Annotated in this window: 18 protein-coding genes; 14 read left to right on the plus strand and 4 right to left on the minus strand. The window is 43.2% G+C overall.

Annotation, left to right across the window (positions count from 1 at the left end; translation table 11 throughout):
* Positions 1–80: 80 nt before the first annotated feature.
* Both Q0612_RS02220 and alaS read left to right on the plus strand, forming a co-directional pair.
* Positions 81–1679, plus strand: a complete 1599-nt coding sequence (locus tag Q0612_RS02220; protein ID WP_298880206.1) for an AAA family ATPase — start codon at positions 81–83, stop codon at positions 1677–1679.
* Between the two features lie 243 nt (positions 1680–1922).
* A complete protein-coding gene (alaS, locus tag Q0612_RS02225) occupies positions 1923–4544 on the plus strand; it encodes an alanine--tRNA ligase (protein ID WP_298880209.1) in 2622 nt (873 codons plus the stop codon).
* Between the two features lie 68 nt (positions 4545–4612).
* On the opposite strand, the gene Q0612_RS02230 is transcribed toward alaS, so the two are convergent.
* On the minus strand, positions 4613–6277 hold the full coding sequence (locus Q0612_RS02230) for an AAA family ATPase (RefSeq protein ID WP_298880212.1): 1665 nt from the start codon (positions 6275–6277) through the stop codon (positions 4613–4615).
* A gap of 127 nt (positions 6278–6404) precedes the next feature.
* On the opposite strand from Q0612_RS02230, the gene Q0612_RS02235 reads away from it, so the two are divergent.
* Positions 6405–6545, plus strand: coding sequence for a hypothetical protein (locus Q0612_RS02235; RefSeq protein ID WP_298880215.1), 141 nt, complete (start codon positions 6405–6407; stop codon positions 6543–6545).
* A 230-nt stretch (positions 6546–6775) separates the two neighbouring features.
* Entirely contained in the window at positions 6776–8458 is a 1683-nt protein-coding gene (locus Q0612_RS02240) for an AAA family ATPase (protein WP_298880218.1), read from the plus strand.
* A 475-nt stretch (positions 8459–8933) separates the two neighbouring features.
* Here the strand turns inward: Q0612_RS02240 and Q0612_RS02245 are convergent, their stop codons facing one another.
* From Q0612_RS02245 to Q0612_RS02255, 3 genes are read right to left on the minus strand one after another with little or no spacing between them, the layout of a single operon-like run.
* On the minus strand, positions 8934–9215 hold the full coding sequence (locus tag Q0612_RS02245; RefSeq protein WP_298880221.1) for a DUF4160 domain-containing protein: 282 nt from the start codon (positions 9213–9215) through the stop codon (positions 8934–8936).
* Complete coding sequence (locus Q0612_RS02250) at positions 9208–9435, minus strand: hypothetical protein (RefSeq protein WP_298880224.1); 228 nt, start codon at positions 9433–9435, stop codon at positions 9208–9210. The genes Q0612_RS02245 and Q0612_RS02250 overlap by 8 nt, the downstream gene beginning before the upstream one ends.
* Complete coding sequence (locus Q0612_RS02255; RefSeq protein ID WP_298880227.1) at positions 9432–9689, minus strand: hypothetical protein; 258 nt, start codon at positions 9687–9689, stop codon at positions 9432–9434. The genes Q0612_RS02250 and Q0612_RS02255 overlap by 4 nt, the downstream gene beginning before the upstream one ends.
* 1210 nt (positions 9690–10899) lie before the next feature.
* Here Q0612_RS02255 and Q0612_RS02260 point away from each other — a divergent pair.
* The 10 genes from Q0612_RS02260 (at position 10900) to Q0612_RS02305 (ending at position 22907) form a co-directional block, all read left to right on the plus strand.
* Complete coding sequence (locus Q0612_RS02260; RefSeq protein WP_298880230.1) at positions 10900–11706, plus strand: tyrosine-protein phosphatase; 807 nt, start codon at positions 10900–10902, stop codon at positions 11704–11706.
* A gap of 48 nt (positions 11707–11754) precedes the next feature.
* Positions 11755–12411, plus strand: coding sequence for a polysaccharide biosynthesis/export family protein (locus tag Q0612_RS02265; RefSeq protein ID WP_298880233.1), 657 nt, complete (start codon positions 11755–11757; stop codon positions 12409–12411).
* Between the two features lie 11 nt (positions 12412–12422).
* The gene (locus Q0612_RS02270; RefSeq protein ID WP_298880236.1) at positions 12423–13910 is read left to right on the plus strand and encodes a GumC family protein; all 1488 of its coding nucleotides are present in this window, start codon (positions 12423–12425) and stop codon (positions 13908–13910) included.
* A complete protein-coding gene (locus tag Q0612_RS02275) occupies positions 13898–14602 on the plus strand; it encodes a CpsD/CapB family tyrosine-protein kinase (protein WP_298880238.1) in 705 nt (234 codons plus the stop codon). Before Q0612_RS02270 ends, Q0612_RS02275 begins: the two co-directional genes overlap by 13 nt.
* A 78-nt stretch (positions 14603–14680) precedes the next feature.
* On the plus strand, positions 14681–16648 hold the full coding sequence (locus tag Q0612_RS02280) for a nucleoside-diphosphate sugar epimerase/dehydratase (RefSeq protein ID WP_298880240.1): 1968 nt from the start codon (positions 14681–14683) through the stop codon (positions 16646–16648).
* 16 nt (positions 16649–16664) lie between these two features.
* On the plus strand, positions 16665–17948 hold the full coding sequence (locus Q0612_RS02285) for a DegT/DnrJ/EryC1/StrS aminotransferase family protein (protein ID WP_298880243.1): 1284 nt from the start codon (positions 16665–16667) through the stop codon (positions 17946–17948).
* A gap of 26 nt (positions 17949–17974) precedes the next feature.
* Positions 17975–19000: a DUF4238 domain-containing protein gene (locus Q0612_RS02290; protein ID WP_298880246.1), complete on the plus strand. Its 1026-nt coding sequence runs from the start codon at positions 17975–17977 to the stop codon at positions 18998–19000.
* 71 nt (positions 19001–19071) lie between these two features.
* A complete protein-coding gene (locus tag Q0612_RS02295; RefSeq protein ID WP_298880249.1) occupies positions 19072–19758 on the plus strand; it encodes a sugar transferase in 687 nt (228 codons plus the stop codon).
* A gap of 3 nt (positions 19759–19761) precedes the next feature.
* Entirely contained in the window at positions 19762–20523 is a 762-nt protein-coding gene (locus Q0612_RS02300) for a glycosyltransferase family 2 protein (RefSeq protein WP_298880252.1), read from the plus strand.
* Positions 20524–20561: 38 nt separating this feature from the next.
* Entirely contained in the window at positions 20562–22907 is a 2346-nt protein-coding gene (locus Q0612_RS02305) for an AAA family ATPase (protein WP_298880255.1), read from the plus strand.
* Positions 22908–22927 lie beyond the last annotated feature (20 nt).

Below are 22927 nucleotides of genomic sequence, written 5' to 3' on the forward strand. Positions count from 1 at the left end.
TATAGTTGCGGTGTACGATAATATAGCTTTGTGCTATAATGCTATATAGGAGATTAGTCAAAACGGAGGAGGTAATGGAAATGGGCTTATTTCTTAATCCTGATAACAGAGCCTTTCAAACGGCGATAGATTCGGAAATTTACGTTGATAAAACCGGGCTCATAGAATTTACCAACAAGGTTTTGGGGACGCAGCAGGCCTTTATCTGTAACAGTCGCCCACGCCGTTTTGGTAAATCAATTACAGCTAATATGCTGGCTGCCTATTATAGCAAGGGCTGCAATTCGCAGGAGCTTTTTGCCGGACTGGCTATCGAAAAAAGTCCTGCGTATCAAAAGCAGCTCAATAAATATGATGTTATCCATTTTGATGTGCAATGGTGCTGCAAGGAAGCAGGCAGTGCCGAAAAAACGGTTGCCTTTATTTCGCAGGTGCTTATGGAGGAGCTGCGTGAGGCCTATGGTGAATATATACCGGAAAAGGTGACTAAGGTTTCCACTGCTTTAGCTTATATCAGCGATGCAACCGGTAATCGTTTTGTAATTATTGTTGATGAATGGGATGTGCTGATTCGCGACGAGAGCACGAATAAAATTGCGCAGGAAGAGTATATTGATTTTCTGCGCAGTCTGTTCAAGGGTATTGAGCCGACACGCTATATAGCCTTAGCTTTTATGACAGGCATTCTGCCGATAAAAAAATTCAAAACGCAATCTGCGCTGAACAACTTTGATGAATATACTATGCTTGATTCCGGCGTTCTTGCTCCGTATATTGGCTTTACGGAGAGCGAGGTGCGAGGCTTGTGTGAGAAATATCACAAGGATTTTGCGGAGGTAAAGCGTTGGTATGATGGTTATCAGCTCGGCGGCTATCATGTTTATAACCCCAGAGCGGTGGTAGGCGTAATGCTGCGGGGAACCTTTCAGAGCTATTGGTCACAGACGGGTACATATGAATCCATCATTCCGCTGATTAATATGAATTTTGATGGGTTGAAAACGGATATTGTTACCATGCTTTCCGGTGATGCAGTTTTGGTGCGCACTAATTCATATCAAAATGATATGGTGACCTTTAAGAATAAGCATGATGTTATGACGTCGCTGATTCATTTGGGCTATTTGGCATATGAGCAGCAGGAGCACAAGGCTTATATACCTAATGAAGAGGTTCGCAGCGAATTTGTTAATGCTTTAGAGGAAACAGCCTGGGATGAATTTGCTGATTTTCAGAGGCTGTCACGCGAGGTGTTAAATGCTACGCTTGACATGGATGCAGCTGCTGTGGCGTCTATGATTGAAAAGGTGCATATGGAATATACATCTGCGATTAAGTATAACGATGAAAATTCGCTTAGCAGTGTTTTGACCATCGCATATCTGAGCGCTATGCAGTATTATTTCAAACCTGTACGCGAAATGCCGTTAGGTCGCGGTTTTGCTGATTTTGTGTTTATTCCTAAGCAATATTATGCTCATAGCTATCCTGCTTTGCTGGTGGAGCTGAAGTGGAATAAAAATGCAGATACTGCCATGAGGCAGATGAAGGAAAAGAAGTATCCTGTAAGCTTGCAAAATTTTACTGATGAAATTTTATTGGTGGGTATCAATTATGATAAGAAAACCAAGGAGCACACCTGCAGTATTGAAAAATTTATTGGAGGAAGCAATCAATAAAATAACCAAATAAGCTTATGTATAATGCTGTAGCTGCAGATAGCGGTTGCAGCATTAGCTTTTCTGAAACAAAAAATTGCGCTTGCTGCTCCGTTTTTTCTGCCAAGCAGGCGCTCTCAATTGCTTGCGCTTATTGACATTCACAGGCAAAAATTATATAATTTTTTTATATGCAATCTTTGTTTGCTGCGGCATTTTCCGCAGCAATGCAGTATTATTTTTCGAAGGAGCGAATGAACTACTATGAAATACATGACTGGTAACGAAATCCGCGAAAAGTTTTTGAAATTTTTCCAAGATAGAGGCCATCTTATGCTTCCGAGTGCTTCCCTGATTCCTCAGGATGACCCGACTCTGCTGATTATCGGTGCTGGCATGGCACCCTTTAAGCCGTTTTTCACTGGCAAAATGAAACCGCCTGCTACTCGTATCACCACCTGCCAAAAATGCGTGCGTACCGGTGATATTGAAAACGTTGGCCGCACTGCGCGCCACCATACCTATTTTGAAATGCTGGGCAACTTCTCCTTTGGCGATTACTTCAAAAAAGAGGTTATCCCCTGGAGCTGGGAGTTCCTGACCGAGGAGCTTGGTCTGCCTGTCGACAAGCTGTACATCACCATCCACACTGAGGATGATGAAGCTTTTGATATCTGGCACAATGTTGTAGGTGTTCCTGAAGAGCGCATTGTTCGCCTGGCTGATAACTGGTGGGAGATTGGCAGCGGTCCGTGCGGCCCTGACTCCGAAATCCACATCGACCTCGGTCCTGAACGCGGCTGCGGCAAACCGACCTGCGGCCCCGGTTGTGACTGCGACCGCTTCCTGGAAATCTGGAACCTGGTATTCACCCAGTTCAACCAGATGCCTGATGGCACCTATCCGCCGCTGAAAAATAAGAACATTGATACCGGTGCCGGTCTGGAGCGTTTGGCAAGTGTTGTTCAAGGCAAGCCGTCCAACTTTGAAACTGACCTGATTTTCCCGATTATTGAATATGCAGCTAAGATTGCCAATGTTGAATATGCCAAGGACAAGGCTACCGACGTATCCCTGAAGGTTATCGCTGACCATGTACGTAGCATGACCTTTATGATCGGCGACGGCATCCTGCCGTCCAACGAAGGCCGTGGCTATGTACTGCGCCGCATCCTGCGCCGTGCTATCCGTCACGCTCGTCTGCTGGGCATCAACGAGATGTTCCTGACCGGTGCTGTTGACGTTGTTATCGGCATGTTCGGCCATGCGTACCCCAACCTGGTAGAGAAGGCTGACTTCATCAAAAAGGTTGTGGAAATGGAAGAAGCCAGCTTCCTGCGCACTCTGAAACAGGGCTGCGAGCTGCTGAACGAGGAGATTGAAAAGCTGAAGGCTGAAAACAAAACCGTTCTCGACGGTGCAACTGCCTTCAAGCTGAACGATACCTTTGGCTTCCCCTGGGAGCTGACTGAAGAAATCCTGGAAGAAGCTGGCATGACTATGGATAAAGAAGGCTTCGACGCTGCGCTGGAGGTTCAGCGTAAAATGGCGCGTGAAGCACGCAACGATAAAGAAGGTCGTCCGATTGTTTATAACACCAGCGGCATCAATGTTGCTGAGCTGAAGGTTGACGAAGCTGCAACCGAAGCTAAGATTGTGAAGATGTATCCTGCGCATGACGCACAGCCGATTGAAAACGCTGCTGACGGCACTGATGTTGCTGTTATCTGCGACGTTACCGCTTTCCATGCTGAGGGTGGCGGCCAGCTGGGCGATATCGGTACTATTACCGCTCCGACCGGCGTTATCGCTGTAAATGTTACCAAAAAGCTGCCTGACGGCGCTGTTATTATGATCGGTTCCGTAACCGAAGGCACTGTTGCTGTAGGCGACGCTGTAACCTTTGCTGTGGACAAGGCACGCAAGATGGATATCGCTCGTAACCATACCGCAACCCATCTGCTGCATGCTGCTCTGAAACAGGTTCTGGGTGCTCATGTTAACCAGGCCGGCAGCTATGTAGGTCCGGATCGTCTGCGTTTTGACTTCTCTCACTTCTCTCAGGTTACTGCTGAGGAGCTGAAGGAGGTTGAGGCTATTGTCAACGAGCAGGTGCTGGCTGGCAAGGCTGTTAATATTGAAGAGCTGCCGATTGAGGAAGCTAAGAAGAAGGGTGCAACCGCTCTCTTCGGCGAAAAGTATGGCAACATCGTTCGCGTTGTTACCGTTCCGGACTTCTCTATGGAGTTCTGCGGCGGCAGCCATGTAAGCAATACAGCACAAATTGGTATGTTCAAAATCGTGAGCGAAGGCTCCAGCGGTGCAGGCGTGCGCCGTATTGAGGCTGTTACCGGTCATGGTGCTGTGGCTCATGTCAATGCTACCGAGGAAATGGTGAACGGTCTGGCTGCTGAGCTGAAATGCCGCTCCTGCGACGTTCCGACTCGTCTGGAGGCTCTGCAATGCGAGCTGAAGGCTGCTCAGAAGAAGGCTGAAGAGCTGGCTGCAGAAATCGCTAAGGCTCAGGTAAGCAATGTTGCTGACCAGATTAAAGATGCTAACGGCGTTCCTGTTCTGGTACAAAAGGTTAATGCTGACAGCGTTGACGCTCTGCGTAACTTGGGTGACCAGATGCGCGATAAGGTGGGCGGCGTTGTTGTGTTGGCTGCTGTTATGGGCGAAAAGGTAAGCATTCTGACCATGGCTACTAAAGATGCTGTTGCTAAAGGCGTTCATGCGGGCAACATCGTTAAGGCTGTTGCTAAGCTGTGCGGCGGTGGCGGCGGCGGTCGTCCGGATATGGCACAGGCCGGTGCTAAGGACGTAGCTAAGGTTGATGAAGCACTTGCTGCTGCTTTTGATATCGTTGCTGCTATGGTGAAATAAGCTTAGCGCTGAATTTTACGTATAAAAATAAACTGACGAGGCAATTTTGCTTCGTCAGTTTTTTTAGCTTAATTTGTTATGATTTCTACTTTCTTGCCGCTGAAGGCAATACCATATTTGTAAATAGTTTTGATGTTTTGCTTGCGTAGCTCGGTATCATATTTTTTGTTTTCTATTTGCGCTAAGGCTTCTACTGCTAACTTTTTCAAACTTGCATCCGAAGAATCAGCAGTTGCTTTTATTTCAATGATTATACCTGGCATATCTATGTTTTTAGGCAGGAGCTGGATATCATATCTGCCCTCGCCACTTTCACGGTTAGAGCTGATGTAATAGGTATTAGTGAATAATCCTGTCATACCTAAAAGCAGGCCCTGGTAATAGTTTTCTTTAAGCGTGTCATAGTAGCTGACAGTTTCTAAAAGAAACTTTTTCAGCACATTTTGCAATGCTGGCCCATTTTTAGTTATGAGATATTGCTGGAGTAAATTAATCGCTGTACTGTCAATCTTGTCTGCTAGCAGAGCGACAATCTCCTGACTGTAAACGCTTTTAATTTCTTTATTGGGAATACTGAGCTCACATAGACAGATGCCGTTGGCTCTTGTGGTTTTTATAGATTTCAAATAGCCTGTCATTAGCAGAAAGCCAAATATATTAGTTTGTTGCTCCTTTAGCTTTGGATAGATGATGTTTGTATCAACTATAGATTCTACAGCAGAGCCATTTAACAAAGCTCGAAGATTTTCACAGGTGCTGTTATCAAGACCGCTGATAATCTCACGGATAGTGGAGTTTTCAGAAGTTTGTACCCAATATGGTTCTGCTTCACAATAATTGTTGAAATATTTAAGAACAGACCAGGGATTGTAAATCTCCGTATTACCAAACCTGTAACCATCATACCATTCTTTGATTTCGGGGATTTTATCAATCGCTTGATAGTATGCAGCCATAGCATTTACTTCAGTATCGGTGAAGCCAAAGAAATCACTATAGCGCTTATCTAACAGCGAGTTAACGTTTACATTGTTAAGACCACTAAAAATACTTTCCTTGGCAACGCGTAGAATACCTGTCAAGAAGCCGAAGGAAATGTGCTGGTTGTCTTTCAGAACAGAGGAGAGCAGGTCGCGTGTGAATTGTATTGTTGCATCATAAAAACCGTGAATATAACCTGCCTGGATAGGCGTGTCATACTCATCAATAATAATTATAGGTGCTTTGGCATAATGCTCATGCAGCATTTGCGAAAGGCGGAGCAGACTGGTGGCATAATCCGTTTCCGTACCCAGGCCGCTGGTAATTTTTTCGTAGAAAGCAGGATTAGATAAAATTTTGCTGTCTTTTAGTTCCGAATGACGCATAAATTCATCTCTTATCGTTTCTTTCAGCCTCGCATATAAGTCTGGCCATTTATTTTTATTCGCATCCTTAAAGCTTAAGAAAATAACAGGATACTGGCCTTGGTGCTGGGTATATTTTTCACCTGTCTGCCAAATATTTTTATTAATAAAATATTTACTTGTATCGTCTTTGGCTTTTTCGAAAAAGGTACGCAGCATATCCATGTTTAGAGTTTTACCGAAGCGGCGCGGGCGGGTGAAAAGAGTAACCTTCGCTTGCTCGTCAAGAATATCCTTTATAAGTAGTGTTTTGTCAACATAGTAGTAATCCTGGCTGACTTTTTTGTAATCAGATGCGCCAATAGGTAATGGTAATTTGTTTTGCATGGAGTACAGCCTCCTCTCATTATCATTTTCCTTTATTATAACATTTTTAGATTTAATGGTATAGAGAATATGGTTTAGAAATACTGCTCGCCAGACGGATTATTATGTGTACGTTGAGTTGCGATTGATGCAGGATGTAGTCATCAGCCGTTTTGCCAGCGGCGATGGTGTCGCTGTATCTGTTGTAGCGGTCGGTGTTTTTCTCTTCGTAGATGTAGGCGTTACTGTACAGGTTGGCGGCGCACGTAACGGACTGGATGCTTATTGAGGGTGTTGGGGTGGATGCCCGTGCCTTTGTAGTTTGAATTAAGAAAGAACGTCGTGAGGCTATGGGCTTGATGTTTGCCCCCGATACCAGATGCACGGTATTGGGGGTATTTTTATGTTATGCAGTCAGGAGTATTACAGAAGGCGTGCAGAATTATATCGACAGGGGAAATGGTCGCAGGCGCTAAAAGATGTTATAATATAGGAAGAAGCAAAGAAAGGGGAATTCTCATGCAACAGACAAGATTGCCGCTGCCTGTCGGCACTACTGACTTCAAAAGAATCTGCCGGGAAAATTATTATGTCGACAAGACGTTGCTTATAAAGGACCTGCTTGATGAAAAGGTGAGCAACATTCTTTTTACGCGTCCGAGGCGTTTTGGCAAGACCTTGAACATGGATATGCTCCGTACTTTCTTTGAGAAAACAGACGCAGATACCAGTAGCTATTTCAAGGATAAAGCAATCTGGCAGCAGGGCGAAAGCTATACGCAGCAGCAAGGGCAATATCCTGTTATCTTTTTATCGCTGAAGGATATAAAGGCGCAAGATTGGGAAACAGCATATGAACTGTTGAAAATGATTATCAGCTCCGAGTATGCAAGACACCCGGAATTGCAGGCTGGTAATGAGATATCCCAACAAGACAAGGATTTTTACGAAAAAATAGTCAATAAAAATGCTAATAAAGCAGATTATATGCTCAGCCTGCAGATTCTTAGCAGAATGCTTTATCAGCATTACAAAAAGGCTCCTGTGATAATCATTGACGAGTACGATACTCCTATCCAGGAAGGCTTCGTCAATAATTACTATAATGAAGCTATTGAGTTTATCAGAAATTTCTTTTCGGCTGCCTTGAAGGATAATCCTTATATAACTATGAGCATTATGACGGGTATCCTGCGTGTCGCTAAAGAGAGTATCTTCAGCGGGTTGAATAATATCCGTGTTGATTCTGTACTTGATGATACTTTTAGTGGTTATTTTGGATTCACTGAGGGTGAGGTCAAGACTATAACGCAGTATTATAATGTAACTGAAAAGCTGGCAGAAATCAAAAGCTGGTATGATGGCTATAGGTTCGGCAGCACTGAAATCTATAATCCGTGGTCGGTGATTAATTATATAACGAGCAGCTGTAAGGCTATCCCGTATTGGAGCCAGACTTCGGAGAATACTATTATTCATGAAATACTGAAGAAGTACAATGAAGCAACTTACAGGAATCTTCATGAATTGCTTAAAGAAAACGGGCAGGTAAGCTCTGTAATTAAAACGAATATCATTTATCCTGAACTTAAGGGGCCTCAGACAGATATTCTTGGTTTTCTTCTGATGACGGGTTACTTGAAGGCAACGGAAATGACTCTTAACGAAGACGGTGAGCATTTGTGTCGGCTTAATATTCCCAATAAGGAGATACGCACGATCTATCGTAAGGAAATTATTAGTCTGCTGATAGCGGAAGTCGGTGATATGACGGTAACGGATTTAAGAGACGCTTTATTAAATAAGGATAGTGCTGTCATCAAAGAGACGCTGGGAAGATTTATGATGCAGACAATCAGCTATTATGACGGGCTTAGGGAAAGCTATTATCATGGCCTGATGCTGGGACTTATAACTATCTTTGAATATACTCACTTTATCCGCTCCAATAGAGAAAGTGGAACTGGCAGATATGATATTCAGCTTATTCCTAAAAACGCAGGTATGCCAGGGATTATTATTGAAATAAAAGCTGGTGAAGCAAAGGACGATGATGGTGCTTTGAGCAAGCTGGCGCAGGTTGCGTTCGACCAGATTGAAGAAAAGAAGTATGATACTGAGTTGCGTTCACTGGGCGTAAGTGTTATACACAAATACGGTATTGCGTTTGCTAATAAGAGGGTTGAGTTGAAGACGAATTAGATATTGTTTTTTACAGCAAAAAAGCCGCCTGCGAAGGCGGCTTTTGGTGTGTAGTCTTGCCTGCCCCTTGGGGAAGGTGTCGAGCGAAGCGAGGCGGAAGGGGGCGGAGAGGGGACTGTGAGCGACGCAATTAAATATCATTCCAGTCAGTAGCAATTTTCCCGTGCCATAGGGCACAACGCAAATTTCGTGCGGAACCAGGACGAAGCATCGGTAAAATTTGTCAGACGGTAAGAGAAAGTTACGTACCCTTGCTTCTATGGTTCCAAGCACTCATTTGCTAAAATTGCTATTCCTTACACGATATATTAATTGCTCGTCTAGCCTTCTTGCCTCTCCTAGGGGAGAGGTGGCATCGCGAAGCGATGACGGAGAGGGGACTGTGGCGACGCAATTGATATATCGCGTTGCAACCCTTCCACCTTCCATTTTAGGGAAGATATGTAGGCAGGTTTTAGAACCATAATTTATTTATTTATTTATTTTCATAGAATCCATTAGAGCTTAAGGTTCTCCATGTAGCGTACATTGTTTCATAGTTATCTTTTATGAATTTTTGGATAGAAGTGATTTCTCTATCCTTTAATCTGCCTCGTACTGTTAATTTGGAACTACCATCACTACGAACAAAGAATTTTGCAGAACCTGGTTCTGTAAGTTCTTCGTTGCTGGCATGTACATGCATACATTCTACTACGCAGTGAGCAGTAAAGTATAAGTAATAACCACAAATTTTAAAGGGAAAGTATTTAGGCATTCAGACTCTCCTTTAATAAATCTTTGTTGCGATTATAATACTTCATGACAATATTATCTTCTTCATCGCTCATTACAGATTCCACGAGTTCATCGTTTTGAATAACAGCTGTTTTGGTTATATTGCTTAAGTCGGTGATTTCTATATAATTATCTTGAACCTTATAGGCATATCCAGCAACAATCATATCTGCTTGGTCAGCAATTTCCTGAACCTTCATAACACCTTAACCTCCTTAATATTATCAAATATATCTTTTGGCAGTCTTAAGCGTTTGGCAATGTAACGCAAATCAATGTATTCTTCTATAGGAGTATCTAACGTAGAATATTTTGCCATGCATTCGATATAGCCGTTGTTCCATTTAGTAATGGAAGTATATTTTTGTAAAAACGGGGAGGTTTTAAATTTTATTTGCAAATCTCCAATTTTAAAAATGCTGAATTTATCTGTGTTTGTTAAAATTCCAATCATAAAAGATCCTCCTTTCGTTTCGTTTTTGCTTGATTAAAACATAAAAATGAATTAGGTCACTTTGAAGTAAATATCTTCTTTCAAGTGCATTATACTTCACTGGCTTAGTAAAAGCAAGTGAATTTATATAGAAGTCAAAGTAGTTGGAATATATATTATCTGAGTATTAAATGCAGTACTTAATATACACTAAAACGTGAAAACACCGACGTCTGCCGTACCAGGGGTACGGCGGATGTCAGTGTTTTTTGTTGGGCGGAAGGGGGCGGAGAGGGGACTGTGTGGCGACGCAATTAAATATCATTCCAGTCAGTAGCAATTTTCCCGTGCCATAGGGCACAACGCAAATTTCGGCGGAACTAGGACGAAGCATCGGTAAAATTTGTCAGACGGTAAGAGAAAGTTACGTCCCCTTGCTTCTATGGTTCCAAGCACTCATTTGCTAAAATTGCTATTCCTTACGCGATATGTTAATTGCTCGTCTAGCCTTCTAGCCTCTCCTAGGGGAGAGGTGGCATCGCGAAGCGATGACGGAGAGGGGACTGTGGCGTCGCAATTGATATATCGCGTTGCAACGAAAAATTTTCCAGCGAATCGCTTACTGAGTTATATGTTTGATGCTAAATGTGAAGAAGCGATTTGCGGACGGTAATTTCGTGTGGAACCAGGACGAAGTGCCGCAAAACTCGCGCTATGCTAAGAGATTTTGCTATAGTAGTAAGCTTATCGCTCAAACAGTTGCGACACTTCTATGGTTCCAGACACTCATTCCCTAAGATTTTTATGTTTTCACTGCGATATGTTAATTGCTCGTCTAGCTTTCTTGCCTCTCCCCTTGGGGAAGGTGCCGAGCGCATCTCAACGGAAGGGGACTGCGAACCGCGGAAGAATTTCTCCACTATTTTACAAAAACCTGACCGGCATTTTAAAATATTTTTGACTTTATCTGTTATATTAATAATGTAGACTGCTAGTACTGAATGCATAAAATAAAATAATATCATATAAAGCATACTTGAAAAAACAACGGATAAAACGGTGCGTTGTGTTTTGTATACAGTAAAAAATCTTATTTGAACTGATTGACTCCAAAACTTCAAAGTAGTACAATATTCTTAAATGTAACTGAGTTTGATTCTTCTTGTTTTTGTACATTAGTATTACATAAAATAAAAATCAGGCTCTAGTATAAACAAAGGTAAGATTTCTCTTGATCGATATTCATTCCCACATTATTTTTGGAATAGATGACGGCAGCAAGGACGAGGTAATGAGCCTGAAAATGCTGCAAAAGGCTGTGGATTCCGGTACGACTTCCATTTTTGCAACGTCGCATTTGCTACAGGATGCACACAATCCTGCATGGCAGGATTTTTTAGTTGGTGCAGAAAGGCTGCGCCAGCTGGCGGGTGAGCACAATTTACCGCTGGCGATTTATTCCGGCTGTGAAGTGTTTATGGATTGGGATTTGCTGGACATCATTGCTGAGAATGGCAGCTTTTGCCTGAACGGTGATGCTTGGGATGCAGCGAGGGCCAGTTATATCCTGGTGGAGTTACCTATGTATTTCATACCGAATTATGCTGATGACTTTTGGTATGAGCTGCGGTTGAAGGGGGTTGTGCCGATTTTAGCACATCCGGAGCGTTATACTGAATTAATGGCGAAGCCGGACCTGCTGTTGCGTTGGCGACGTGAGGGCTTGCTGCTGCAATGCAATATTGGCAGCTTTGCAGGGAGCTTTGGCGCGCATGCCGAGCAGGCAGCGAAGCTGCTTTTGACGAACGGTCTGGTTGATTTTGTGGGCAGTGATGCGCACAGGGACAGCGGGCGCGATACGGATATGCGCGCCGGTGCTGCTGTAATTAGGGAGCTGGCCGGTGAGGCTGTGCTGCAGCAGCTGACGCAGATTAATCCGCAGAGGATTATTGACGGCACTCCTTTGAAAGTTAAGGCACCGCAGCAGTTAATTGCAAGGGAAAAGAAATCTAAGTGGTGGAACAGGTTATTCAAATAATAAATCTGCCATTTTTTTTGTTTAAAAAGTTTGATAAAGGAGTATGAAATGAAAAAGTCATTAGTAGTATTGGCATTGGCGCTGGCGTTAGGGACCGGCAGCGCTGCACAGGCGCAGGTGCAGGATTATGTGATGTGCCCGGGCGATGTGCTGCAGGTTGTGGTATATGGTCACGAGGATTTGAGTACGCTGGCGGGTAATACGCAAAATTCGCCGTATGTGGTGCGCCCCGACGGCAAGGTGTCCTTCCCGCTGATTGGCGATGTGGATGTTACTGGCAAGACAGTGACGCAGTTCCGTGAGGAGCTGGTGAGCCGCTTCGGTTATTACCTGGTGCAGCCCCGTATCAGTGTGAATGTGGTGAAGCTGGGCACGACGCGTGTGTATGTGCTGGGTGAGGTTAAGCGCCCAGGCCTGTTTGAGCTGGAAAAGAGCCACCGTGTGCTGGATGCACTGGCTAAGGCGGAGGGCTTTACCGAAAAATCTGCCAAGAGGAATGTCTTTTTGGTGCGTGCCGGTTCTACCGAGGTGCAGCAGCTGAACATCAACAATTATCTGAGGAAGGCTGACCAGAGCGCAAACCTGGAGCTGCATGAGGGCGACTGCCTGTATCTGACCAGCAACCATAAGGTTATCTTCAGCAAGGATATTATGCCGTTCCTGACCGGTGCATATTACATCAACGAAATCAAGAATAATGACTGAGGAGAATAGATGTGAATAAGGATTTACATAATGACGAAGAAATTACTATAGACCTGCTGGAAATAGCCAATATTTTGAAGCACAATGCAGGCAATATCGCCCGCGTTACCGGTGTTTTTGTGGTGGCAGCAGGCGTGTACCTGGCTGTTGCAACGCCGGTGTATGAATCGCAGGCTTTGCTGCGCGTTAAGCAGCCTAAGGGCATTGGCACCAGCCTTTTGGAATCCATGCCGATGGGCAATGCCATGGCCAACACACAGCTGATGAACACTTATGCGGAGATTTTGAAGAGCCGCAGTGTTGTGGTACCGGCAATCCAAAAGACGGAGAAGCCTAATAAGGATGGCAAGTATCCTGCTTATGAAGCTTATGTGAAGGGACGCATTACTACCGCGCCTTTTAAGGATACCGAAATCATGCAGCTGACGGTGCGTGCAAATACGCCGGAAAAGGCCCAGGAGGCTAATAAGCTGATTGTGGACGGCTTTTTGAAGCGTTTGACGGACCTTTCGCGTGACCAGCAGAAGGCTACCCGTGGCTTTTTGGAGGAGCGTGCTGTGGCTGCCAAAAATGAGCTGCAGACTGCGGAAGATAAGCTGACGGATTATAAGAAGAAAAATAATATTATTGCTCCCGATGATGCTGTGAAGCTGGCGAGCGAGAAGATGAGCATGGTGGATAAGCTGAGCGCGGAAAACAAGGTGGCGCTGGCTACTGCCAATGCGCGTCTGGCAGCGGCTAACGGTCAGCTGCAGGGCGAGGCTGTTTCCATTGCGGATAACAGGACGATTCAGGCTTATAATGCGAAGCTGGCAGAGCTGGAGGGCGAGCGCATCAGCTATATGGATAAATATACTGCCAACCACCCGAAGGTGCAGCAGGTGAACCAGGAGATTGCCGGTCTGAAGACTAAAATTCAGAACGAGATTAACAAGGTTGCTGCTTTGCAGGCTCCCAGTGATAACCCGGTACACCAGCAGCTGCTGGCCAGCAAGTTCAGCAGCGAGGCTGAAGCGAGCGTGGCACAAAGCAACCTGGCCAAGCTGGCGCAGATTGACGGCGAAAACAAGAACGGCTTAAAGGAGCTTTCCGATAAGGAGCAGCAGTTTGTAGGCCTGCTGCGTGATGTGACGGTGGCTAACGAGATTTACGTTATGTTGGCCAAACGCCTGGAGGAGGCCAAGGTTGCGGAAGCAAGCGTTGCCACCGAGGTGCAGGTGGTGGACAGCGGCACACTGCCGGAAGCCCCTGTGAAGCCGCGTAAGGCGATGACACTGCTTTTGGCAGCACTGCTGGGCATTTTGGCAAGCAGTGGCTTTGTAGTGGTGCGCGAGCTGCTCAACAGAACGATCAAGACTGCCGATGATGTGGCACAATACCTGGATTTGCCGCTTTTGGGCAGTGTTCCTGATTTAGAGGATTTGCAGAAGAATATGCAGGAGAAGGATAAAAAACCTGGCCTGGCTGTGAGAATGTGGAGGAAAATATGGAAGGCATAAACCTGATTGCATATAATGATTTGAAGAACCCGGCGACGGAGGCATACCGTGTTATCCGCACCAGCATCCAGTTTGCGCAGGCCGGTAAGGAGCTGAAGACGCTGGCTGTTACCAGCTGCACGCCTAACGAGGGCAAGAGCACGACTATTGCCAATTTGGCGGTGGTGCTGACGCAGGCTGGCAAGAGCGTACTGATTATAGATTGCGATATGCGTAACTCGACTGTGCACAAGAATTTTGGCCTTTCCAATAAGCTAGGGCTTTCCATCTGCATCAGCATGGACACACCGCTGAGCGCTGCAGTGCAGGCTACGAAGGTGGATAACCTGTATGCGTTGACAAGCGGCGTTATTCCGCCGAACCCGAGCGAGCTGCTGGGCAGCGAGCGCATGCGGGAGCTGCTGCAGGAGGCCAGAGAGATTTATGATTATGTGCTGATTGACCTGCCGCCGGTGCTGCCGGTTGCGGATGCACTGGTTTTGGGCGCTGTGGTTGACGGCGTGGTGCTGGTTATCGACAGCGGCGAGGTGAAGGTTGACCTGGCGCGCGATGTGAAGAAGCAGCTGCAGCATGCCGGGGCGAATATCCTGGGCGTTGTGCTGAACAAGGTGCGCAGCGAGCACCATGGCTATGGCTATGGCTATTACTATTACTACGGAAGCAAGGAAGCTTCCAACGGGGAGGGGAAGTAAGCTAAACGGCTGAGCTGACTGATTTAAGTTGTTATTTTAATTGATGTGTTTTAAAGAAAGTGTTTGTGATGGATTCGTATGAGAATTAATGAAGTTAGCAAAAAATTAAAGATAAGATGGCTGCTGATGGCTTACGACATCGCGATTTTCCTGCTGGTTGTGTTTTTTATGGTCAGCGCTTACGGAATTCATTCAGAAGATATAACGGAGTTTGTGGAGACTGTTATTGCCACGCTTGCTTGTCTGCTGTTTTGCCGCATTATGGGTAATGTTTACCATATGGTAATCCGTTATGGCGGCGTAGGCGTGTATATGCGTATTTTTGCGACAGATCTGACGGCACTGCTGTTTTACTTCCCGTTGAAGTACGGTTGTGGCCTGCGCAATATTGAAAGCAAGACCTGGCTGATTGTTATTATGCTGAACCTGTTGGGTGCTGTGGGCATTCGCCTGATGTACCGTTATTGCTACCGCTACGGCGTACGCAAGGATAAGAAGGGTGAGTTCCTGCGCTGGCTTTTGGTGCTGTGTGCCGGTGAAACTGTTATCAAGGAGCGCCGCAATGAAAATAAGCGTATCCGTGTGGCGGTGCTGGGTGCAGGGCGTTTGGGCGCTGTGCTGGCGGATGAGCTGTTGAGCAATGACAGTGCTGCCTATGTGCCGGTTTGCTTTATCGACCAGGATCCCAACAAGACAGGACGCGAGATTATGGGCTTGCCGATTTTGGCTGAAGGCGAAGATACCCTGGATGACCTTAAGGAGATGGGCGTGCAGGAGATTGTTTTTGCGATTACCAATATCGTGAATACGAAGAAGGAGATGCTGTTCAACTTCTATCGTAAGGCAGGCTACAAGGTTAAGGTTTATGACTTTTCCGTGGCGGACGTTGCCAAGAGCGGCAAGCGTATGCTGCGTGAGTTTGATATTGATGAATTGCTGTTCCGCCAGCCTATTGTAGTAAACAATGAGTTTGTTGCTGATTATTATAAGGGCAAGGTTATTCTTGTTACCGGCGGCGGTGGCAGTATCGGCAGCGAGCTGTGCCGTCAGCTGGCGAAGATGCAGCCTAAGCAGATTGTGGCGCTGGATATTTATGAGAACGGCGTTTATGACCTGCAGCAGGAGCTGCGCTTGCGTTATGGCGCTGAGCTGGATTTTAAGGCAGAAATTGCCAATATCTGCTGCGAGCGTTCCATGCGCAGGATTATGGAGGAATACCATCCGCAGATTGTGGTGCATGCTGCAGCACATAAGCATGTGCCTTTGATGGAAAAGAACTGCATTGAGGCGGTGTTAAACAATGTTTTTGGTACGCTGAATGTGATTAAGCTGTGCGAGGAGTATGGTGCGCAGCGCTTTATGATGGTTTCTACAGATAAGGCGGTCAACCCCACGAATATTATGGGCGCGACAAAGCGTATGTGTGAGATTATCGCAAGGGCGCACAGTGCATCCGGCAGCAGTGTTGTGTTCAGTGATACGCGCTTTGGCAATGTGCTGGGCAGTGCAGGCAGTGTTATACCGCTGTTTAAGCGCCAGATAGCCAACGGCGGACCGATTACGCTGACGGACAAGCGCATTATCCGCTATTTTATGACGATTCCGGAGGCCAGCCAGCTGGTGCTGCACAGTGGTGCCATCGCCAAGAACGGCGAGCTGTTTGTGCTGGATATGGGCCAGCCGATTAAGATTTATGACCTGGCGGTGAATATGATTAAGCTTAGCGGGCTGGAGCCGTTCCGCGATATTGATATTATCGAGACAGGCCTGCGCCCCGGTGAAAAGCTTTATGAGGAGCTGCTGGTGAAGAGCGAAACACTGCGCAAGACGGATAATGATTTAATCTTCATCGAGAAGGACGAACCAATCAGCATGGAGGATTTGCAGGAGCGCTTAGATATTTTGCGTGAGGCTATCCGCTCCAACGATGATGAGACGGTGCGTGCTGCGATGCGCAGGGTTGTGCCGACGTACAAAACGCCGGAAGAGGTTAACTGCAGGGCTGCGCAGGCAGCGGAGATGCAGAATGCGAAGGTTGTAGAATAGAAAGAGGGGCATTTAAATGTTTGTAAGAAAAGCAGATTTTAAACCGTTTGACAAGAAGGTATGGCTGGCTACACCGACCATGCATGGTGAGGAGCTGAAGTATGTTACCGAAGCTTATGAAACTAACTGGATGTCGACTGTAGGTGAGAATATCAACGAGGTTGAACGCATTGCAGCGCAAAAGGCTGGCGTAAAATACGCTGTAGCACTGGCTTCCTGCACTCCGGGCCTGCACCTGTGCGTGAAGCTGGCAGGCGAAAAGCTGTATGGCAAACCGGCAATCAGCCACGGTGCACTGGAAGGCAAGCGCGTTTTCTGCAGCGATATGACCTTTGATGCTACACTGAATCCTGTTGTTTACGAAGGCGGTATTCCTGTTTTTATTGATACTGAACGTAAATCCTGGAATATGGATCCTGTGGCTTTGGAAAAGGCTTTTGAGATGTATCCTGAGGTTAAGCTGGTTATCAGCGCTGAGCTTTATGGCTTCAGTGGTGATATTAAGCGCATTAAGGAGATTTGCGAGGAGCATGGCGCACTGTTGATTGAAGATGCAGCAGAAGCTATGGGTGCAACCTGGGACGGCCAGCCCTGTGCTTCCTTTGGTGATTATTCCGCTATTTCTTATAACGGTAACAAGATTATTACCGGTTCTGCCGGTGGTTGTCTGTTGACCAATTCCCTAGAAGATGCTAATAAAGCACGTAAGTGGTCTACCCAGTCCCGCGAAAATGCTCCCTGGTATCAGCATGAGGAGGTTGGCTACAACTACCGCATGAGCAATGTTATTGCAGGTGTTGTACGTGGTCAGTATCCGCATTTGGAGGAACACATTGCGCAGAAGAAGGCTGTTTATGAGCGTTATAAAGAAGGCTTGAAGGGCTTGCCTGTGGAGATGAACCCTTTTGATGCTGAACGCTGCGAGCCTAACTATTGGCTGAGCGCGCTGATTATCAAGCCGGAGGCTATGTGCAAACAGGTACGTGGCGAGCAGGATGTTTGCTATGTTGCTGAACATGGCAAGAGCTGTCCGACAGAGATTTTGGAGGCCATTGCAGGTATTAATGCAGAAGGCAGACCTATTTGGAAGCCTATGCATATGCAGCCCATGTACCGTATGCATGAGTTTATTACGGTTGATGGCAGCGGCAGATGCAGAACTAATGCATATATTGCCGGTGGTGTAGAGGATGTTGGCGCTGATATTTTCCAACGTGGTCTGTGCCTGCCGAGTGATAATAAGATGACGCCTGAGGAGCAGGACAAGATTATTGAAGTGATTAAGGCTTGCTTTGAGTAAACTTATATTGACTAAAGGTGCTTGGTATGAATAAGACGACTAAGGAAAAACAACATATAGTTCCACAGTTTGTGCTTAGAAATTTCTCCGATAAAGGCAGGATTTATACGTTTGATAAGCAAACAGGAAGAGCCTACTGCTCAAATGTAAAAGATAGTGCCTGCGAGCGAGGCTTCTATGACTTTGAAACTGAAATTGGTGGAGAAAAGATTGTCGGAACAATTGAAGGAAAACTATGTGAAATAGAAGCTAATGCTAGTCGTGTTATAAAGAAGATTCTCAAGCAGGATGATGTAAAAAATATTACCGATGAAGAAAAGGAGCATATGGATTATTTTTTAGCTGCGCAAATGATGAGAACTAAAAATGTTAAGGAAAATTTTAAATCAATGCCAGAACAATTAAGAAATGCAATTAGACAGAGAATACCTAAATTAGCTAACGATGTTGGTTTAGATGAAAAATTTCCTGATTTTGAGGATGATGCTCTAAATTTGCATTTTGACGTGTTGATAGCAAATTCAACAGAAAGATTAAAAGCTTATTTTAAAGGTTTAGAGTGGATTTTAGTTAAAACGGATGAGAGTAAACCTTTTCTTATAGGTGATTCTCCTGTTATTGTGTATAACGAGCTTTACTCTGATGAAGAGGAATCATTTTATTTTTCTAAATATGCAATAGGTTATAAAGGCAGTTGTGTATTTTTTCCTATTTCTCCAACCAGAGCTTTATGGCTTGTTTCTCCTGAATTAATAGAGACGTATGTTAAATCCAATAAAGAGCTTCTGAATCTATTTTTGGTAGGAGTGAAAGTTGCTAAAGATGTTATTAAGATGGGAACGCAAGTACAAGATTTCATAAATATAGAAGAAGGTTTTACAAAAACTAAAAAACTTACTTTCTCTAGCCAGTATGTGGATAAATACAACTATTTTGAAATTATAAATGCTGAGAGAAAAATATTTTCAAAGTTTCCTGACTTTAATCAAGTTGAAGAACTAATAAAGCAAAATGAGCATTATAAGCATGGTATAAGAGTAGTATGTAATTAGCTTTTAATATGCTTGTTTAGTTAGGCATAGTCAAGCAAAGTATTATTCATAGAAGGGAAATTTTTAATAATATGTATCGTAGTTTCTTTAAAAGAATATTTGATGTTTTTTCGTCTGGGTGTGCTTTAGTTTTTCTATCCCCTATATTGCTATACACAGCATATCTTGTAAAAATAAGACTTGGTTCACCGGTTCTGTTTACACAGATTCGCCCTGGCAAGGATGGCAAGCTGTTCAGAATGTACAAGTTTCGCTCTATGACAGATGAGCGTGATGCAGAAGGCAACTTGCTTCCTGACGATGTGCGTTTGACAGAGTTTGGTAAAAAGCTGCGTGCAACTTCAGCTGATGAGCTGCCAGAGCTGATTAACATTTTTAAGGGTGACATGAGTGTAGTAGGCCCTAGACCGCAGCTTGTGCGCGACATGGTTTTCTTTACGGAAGAAGAGATGAAGCGCCAGCGTGTTTATCCCGGTCTTACCGGTTTAGCACAGATTTGCGGTAGAAATAACATTACGTGGAAAGAAAAATTTGCTTTTGATCTGCAATATATCAAGGATATCAACTTTTTTGAGGATATGCGGATTATTTTCCGTACAGTGTTTAAGGTTTCAGCGCAGGAGAATATCGCTACTGACGGTATGGAAACCGCTGAGGATTATGGTGATTGGCTGCTGAGAACAGGACAGATTGAAAAAGAAGAATACGATAAGAAGCAGGCAGAAGCGAAGAAGATGTTGGATGAGTTTGAAGGGTAGATTATGAGTGATTTAGTTAGTATTATTAGTCCGAGTTACAACTGTGAAAAGTTTATCGGAAAGACAATTGACAGCGTTTTAGCTCAGACCTACGAGAACTGGGAGCTTATTATTGTTGACGATTGTTCTACAGATAATACCGATGCGATTGTAACAAAATACAATGATAACCGTATTAAGTATTTGAAGAATGAAAAGAACAGTGGTGCTGCGGTTTCACGTAACAAAGCTTTGCGTGAAGCTAAAGGCCGTTGGATAGCTTTTTTAGACAGCGATGATTTGTGGTTACCGCAAAAGCTTGAAAAGCAGATTGCTTTTATGGAAGCTAATGACTATCACTTTTCATATACCAATTATGAAGAAATTGACGAAGATGGTCATAAGTTAGGTGTAAAAGTGACTGGTCCTAAAGTGATTTCTAAAACAGGTATGTTTAATTACTGTTGGCCAGGCTGTTTGACAGTGATGTATGATGCTGAAGCTTATGGATTACTCCAAATTGAAGATATTAAGAAAAATAATGACTATGCCATGTGGCTTAAGGTTTGCAGGAAGATGGACTGTTATTTGCTAGACGAGTGTTTAGCTGAATATCGTAGAGGACGCAAGGGATCAATAAGCACACATAGCTATTGGAAGCTTATCGAATGGCATTATAAGCTTTGGCATGATGCAGAAGGCATGGGATGCATTCACAGTTGGATTAATACTGGCAGAAATTTAGTGTTTGGTGTTTATAAAAAACTTATGTATGTGATAAAATAATAATCCTTTTCTAAGCACTTTTAACAAGGAGGCTACTGATGAGAGAAGATATTAGAACGTTGAAGGTTTACGGAGGTAATTTTGTACCGGAAGCAGTTTTTAATTTTTTTGGTAATGATACTCAGGTAAATAAAAGAACTCCTTGTTGCCTTTTGTATGGTAGAAACGGTTCTGGCAAAAGTACAATTGCTAGAGGTTTTCGCAAAATTGCTGGTGAAGAAGAAGAATCTATTAATAATGCTATCCTTTGTAATGAAAATGGTAATGAAGTTTCTCTTGGTGAAGAAGAGAAAAGTAAGATACATGTTTTCGACCAAAAGTTTATTGATGATAATATCAGATTTGAAGAGGATGGACTTGATACAATAGTCATGGTTGGTAGCCAGGTTGAATTAGATAAACGAATAAAGCAACTAGAACATGATATTAGTTCTCAAGAAAAAGAATTGGACGGTCAAAAGATTACTTTTGATGAATATAACGACGCAAGGAATCCTCAAGCCCCTAAATATTATGTAAATAAGATGATAGAGGCACTTAAAGGTGATGATAATTGGGCTGGCCGTAATAAATTGATAAAGGGTACTCGAATCAATACTTCTGTAAGCAATGAAAGTTATAAAGAATTCATTGGCTTAAAGCCAGAAAAGACAAGGGATGAATTAATAGTAGCTTTTAAAGATAAATATAAAGAGTTAGAAAGTGCAAGGAATGGAGACCAACGTATAGAATTTCGTGTTATAACCAATATTGATGAAATTGATATAGATAGAATCAACGAGTTATTACTACAAAAAATTGAAGAACCAGAATTAAGTTCTAGAGATAAGTTTCTGATAGATATTTCCAAGAAGCGTAGCATGGATTTTGTTAATGATATTAAAACTACTTTTTCTAATAGTGATGTCGAGAGATGTCCTTTCTGCGCAAGACCTATAAATGAGGATGAAAGGGAAGACATTATAAAAGGTATTGAAAAAATACTTAGCAAATTAGTTGAAGAGCATCAAAAGACACTAGATTTTTTAAGACCAAAGAATGTAGTAATTAATTTGGAACCTGTCAAGCGATTTAGTGAAGCAACAGCTAAAAGTATAAGGGTATTGGAACAATATAATGATTACATTGATAGAATAAATAAACAGATTTCGGTTAAAATAGGTAATCCTTATGAACCTATTTCTGATGTAGTATCTAAATCAGAACTTGATGCATTACGCCAAGAAGTTATAGAAAACTTAACAGCTTTAAAAAAAGAGAAGAATGCTTATAATGATAGAATCAGCGATACTAAGCAAATTATTTCTGAATTAACATGCATTAATTCAGAAATAGCATATTGGGATATTCATGAATATTATGAAGTACATCAAGAACAAGTTGAAAAAAAGGACTCCTTTACTTCAAAATACGATACTTTGAAGGAAGAGCATGAGAGTTTAATACATAAAAAGGAAGAGTTGGAGGCACAAAAGAAAAATGTAAATATAGCAGTGGATTTTATCAATCGTAGCTTAAGGTACATTTTCTTTTCTAAGGATAGGCTAAAGCTAGAATATGTTAATGGACTATATCAGCTAAAAGTAAATGGTTTTACTGTTAAACCTAATCAAATTTCTACAGGTGAGACTAATGCCATAGCTTTGAGTTATTTCTTCAGCAAGGTTGTTGAAGGCAAAAAAGCAGAAGGTTTTTATAAAGATAGCTATTTGGTAGTGATTGATGATCCTATAACCAGCTTTGATGCTGAAAATAAGGTAGGAATGTTATCTTATTTAAAGAGCCAGGTACATAGGTTTGTATTAGGAAATTTAGAAACAAAATTCTTGATAATGACGCATGACATGATGACCTTCGAAAGTATTTATCATATTACTGAAGAATTGGCGAAAATTGTAAAGAAAGAGTATTCTAATACTGGTTTACAACTGAAAAATAAATATTACTTATTATATTCTTCCAAGTTAGAAGAGTATGATGATAGAAACAACAATGAATACTCAAAACTATATAATTTAGTCTACTTGTTCCTTAAAGATGAGAGTGTTGAAGATAGTATTCCTATTGGTAATGTAATGCGACAATTATTGGAAGCATTTTCAACTTTTCAATTTAAGGTTGGTATAGAGGAATTATCGACTAAAGAAGACATTATTGAGTTATTACCAGAAGATGACTACAAAAGATACTTTAAGAACTATATGTATAGGCTAGTGCTTAATAGTGGTAGCCATAAAGAAAATGAAGCTAAGTTTAATTTAGATATGGATTTTCAGAATCTATATACATTAGAGGAGAAGAAACGTACTGCTAAATCAATATTGTGTTTTTTGTATTTACTTAATAAGGAGGTAGATTGTATAATCAACTTGAACAAAAAATAAAATAAAAAATCCACAGTGGA

Source organism: uncultured Phascolarctobacterium sp. (genome assembly GCF_937920985.1).
Classification (GTDB): Bacteria; Bacillota; Negativicutes; order Acidaminococcales; family Acidaminococcaceae; genus Phascolarctobacterium_A.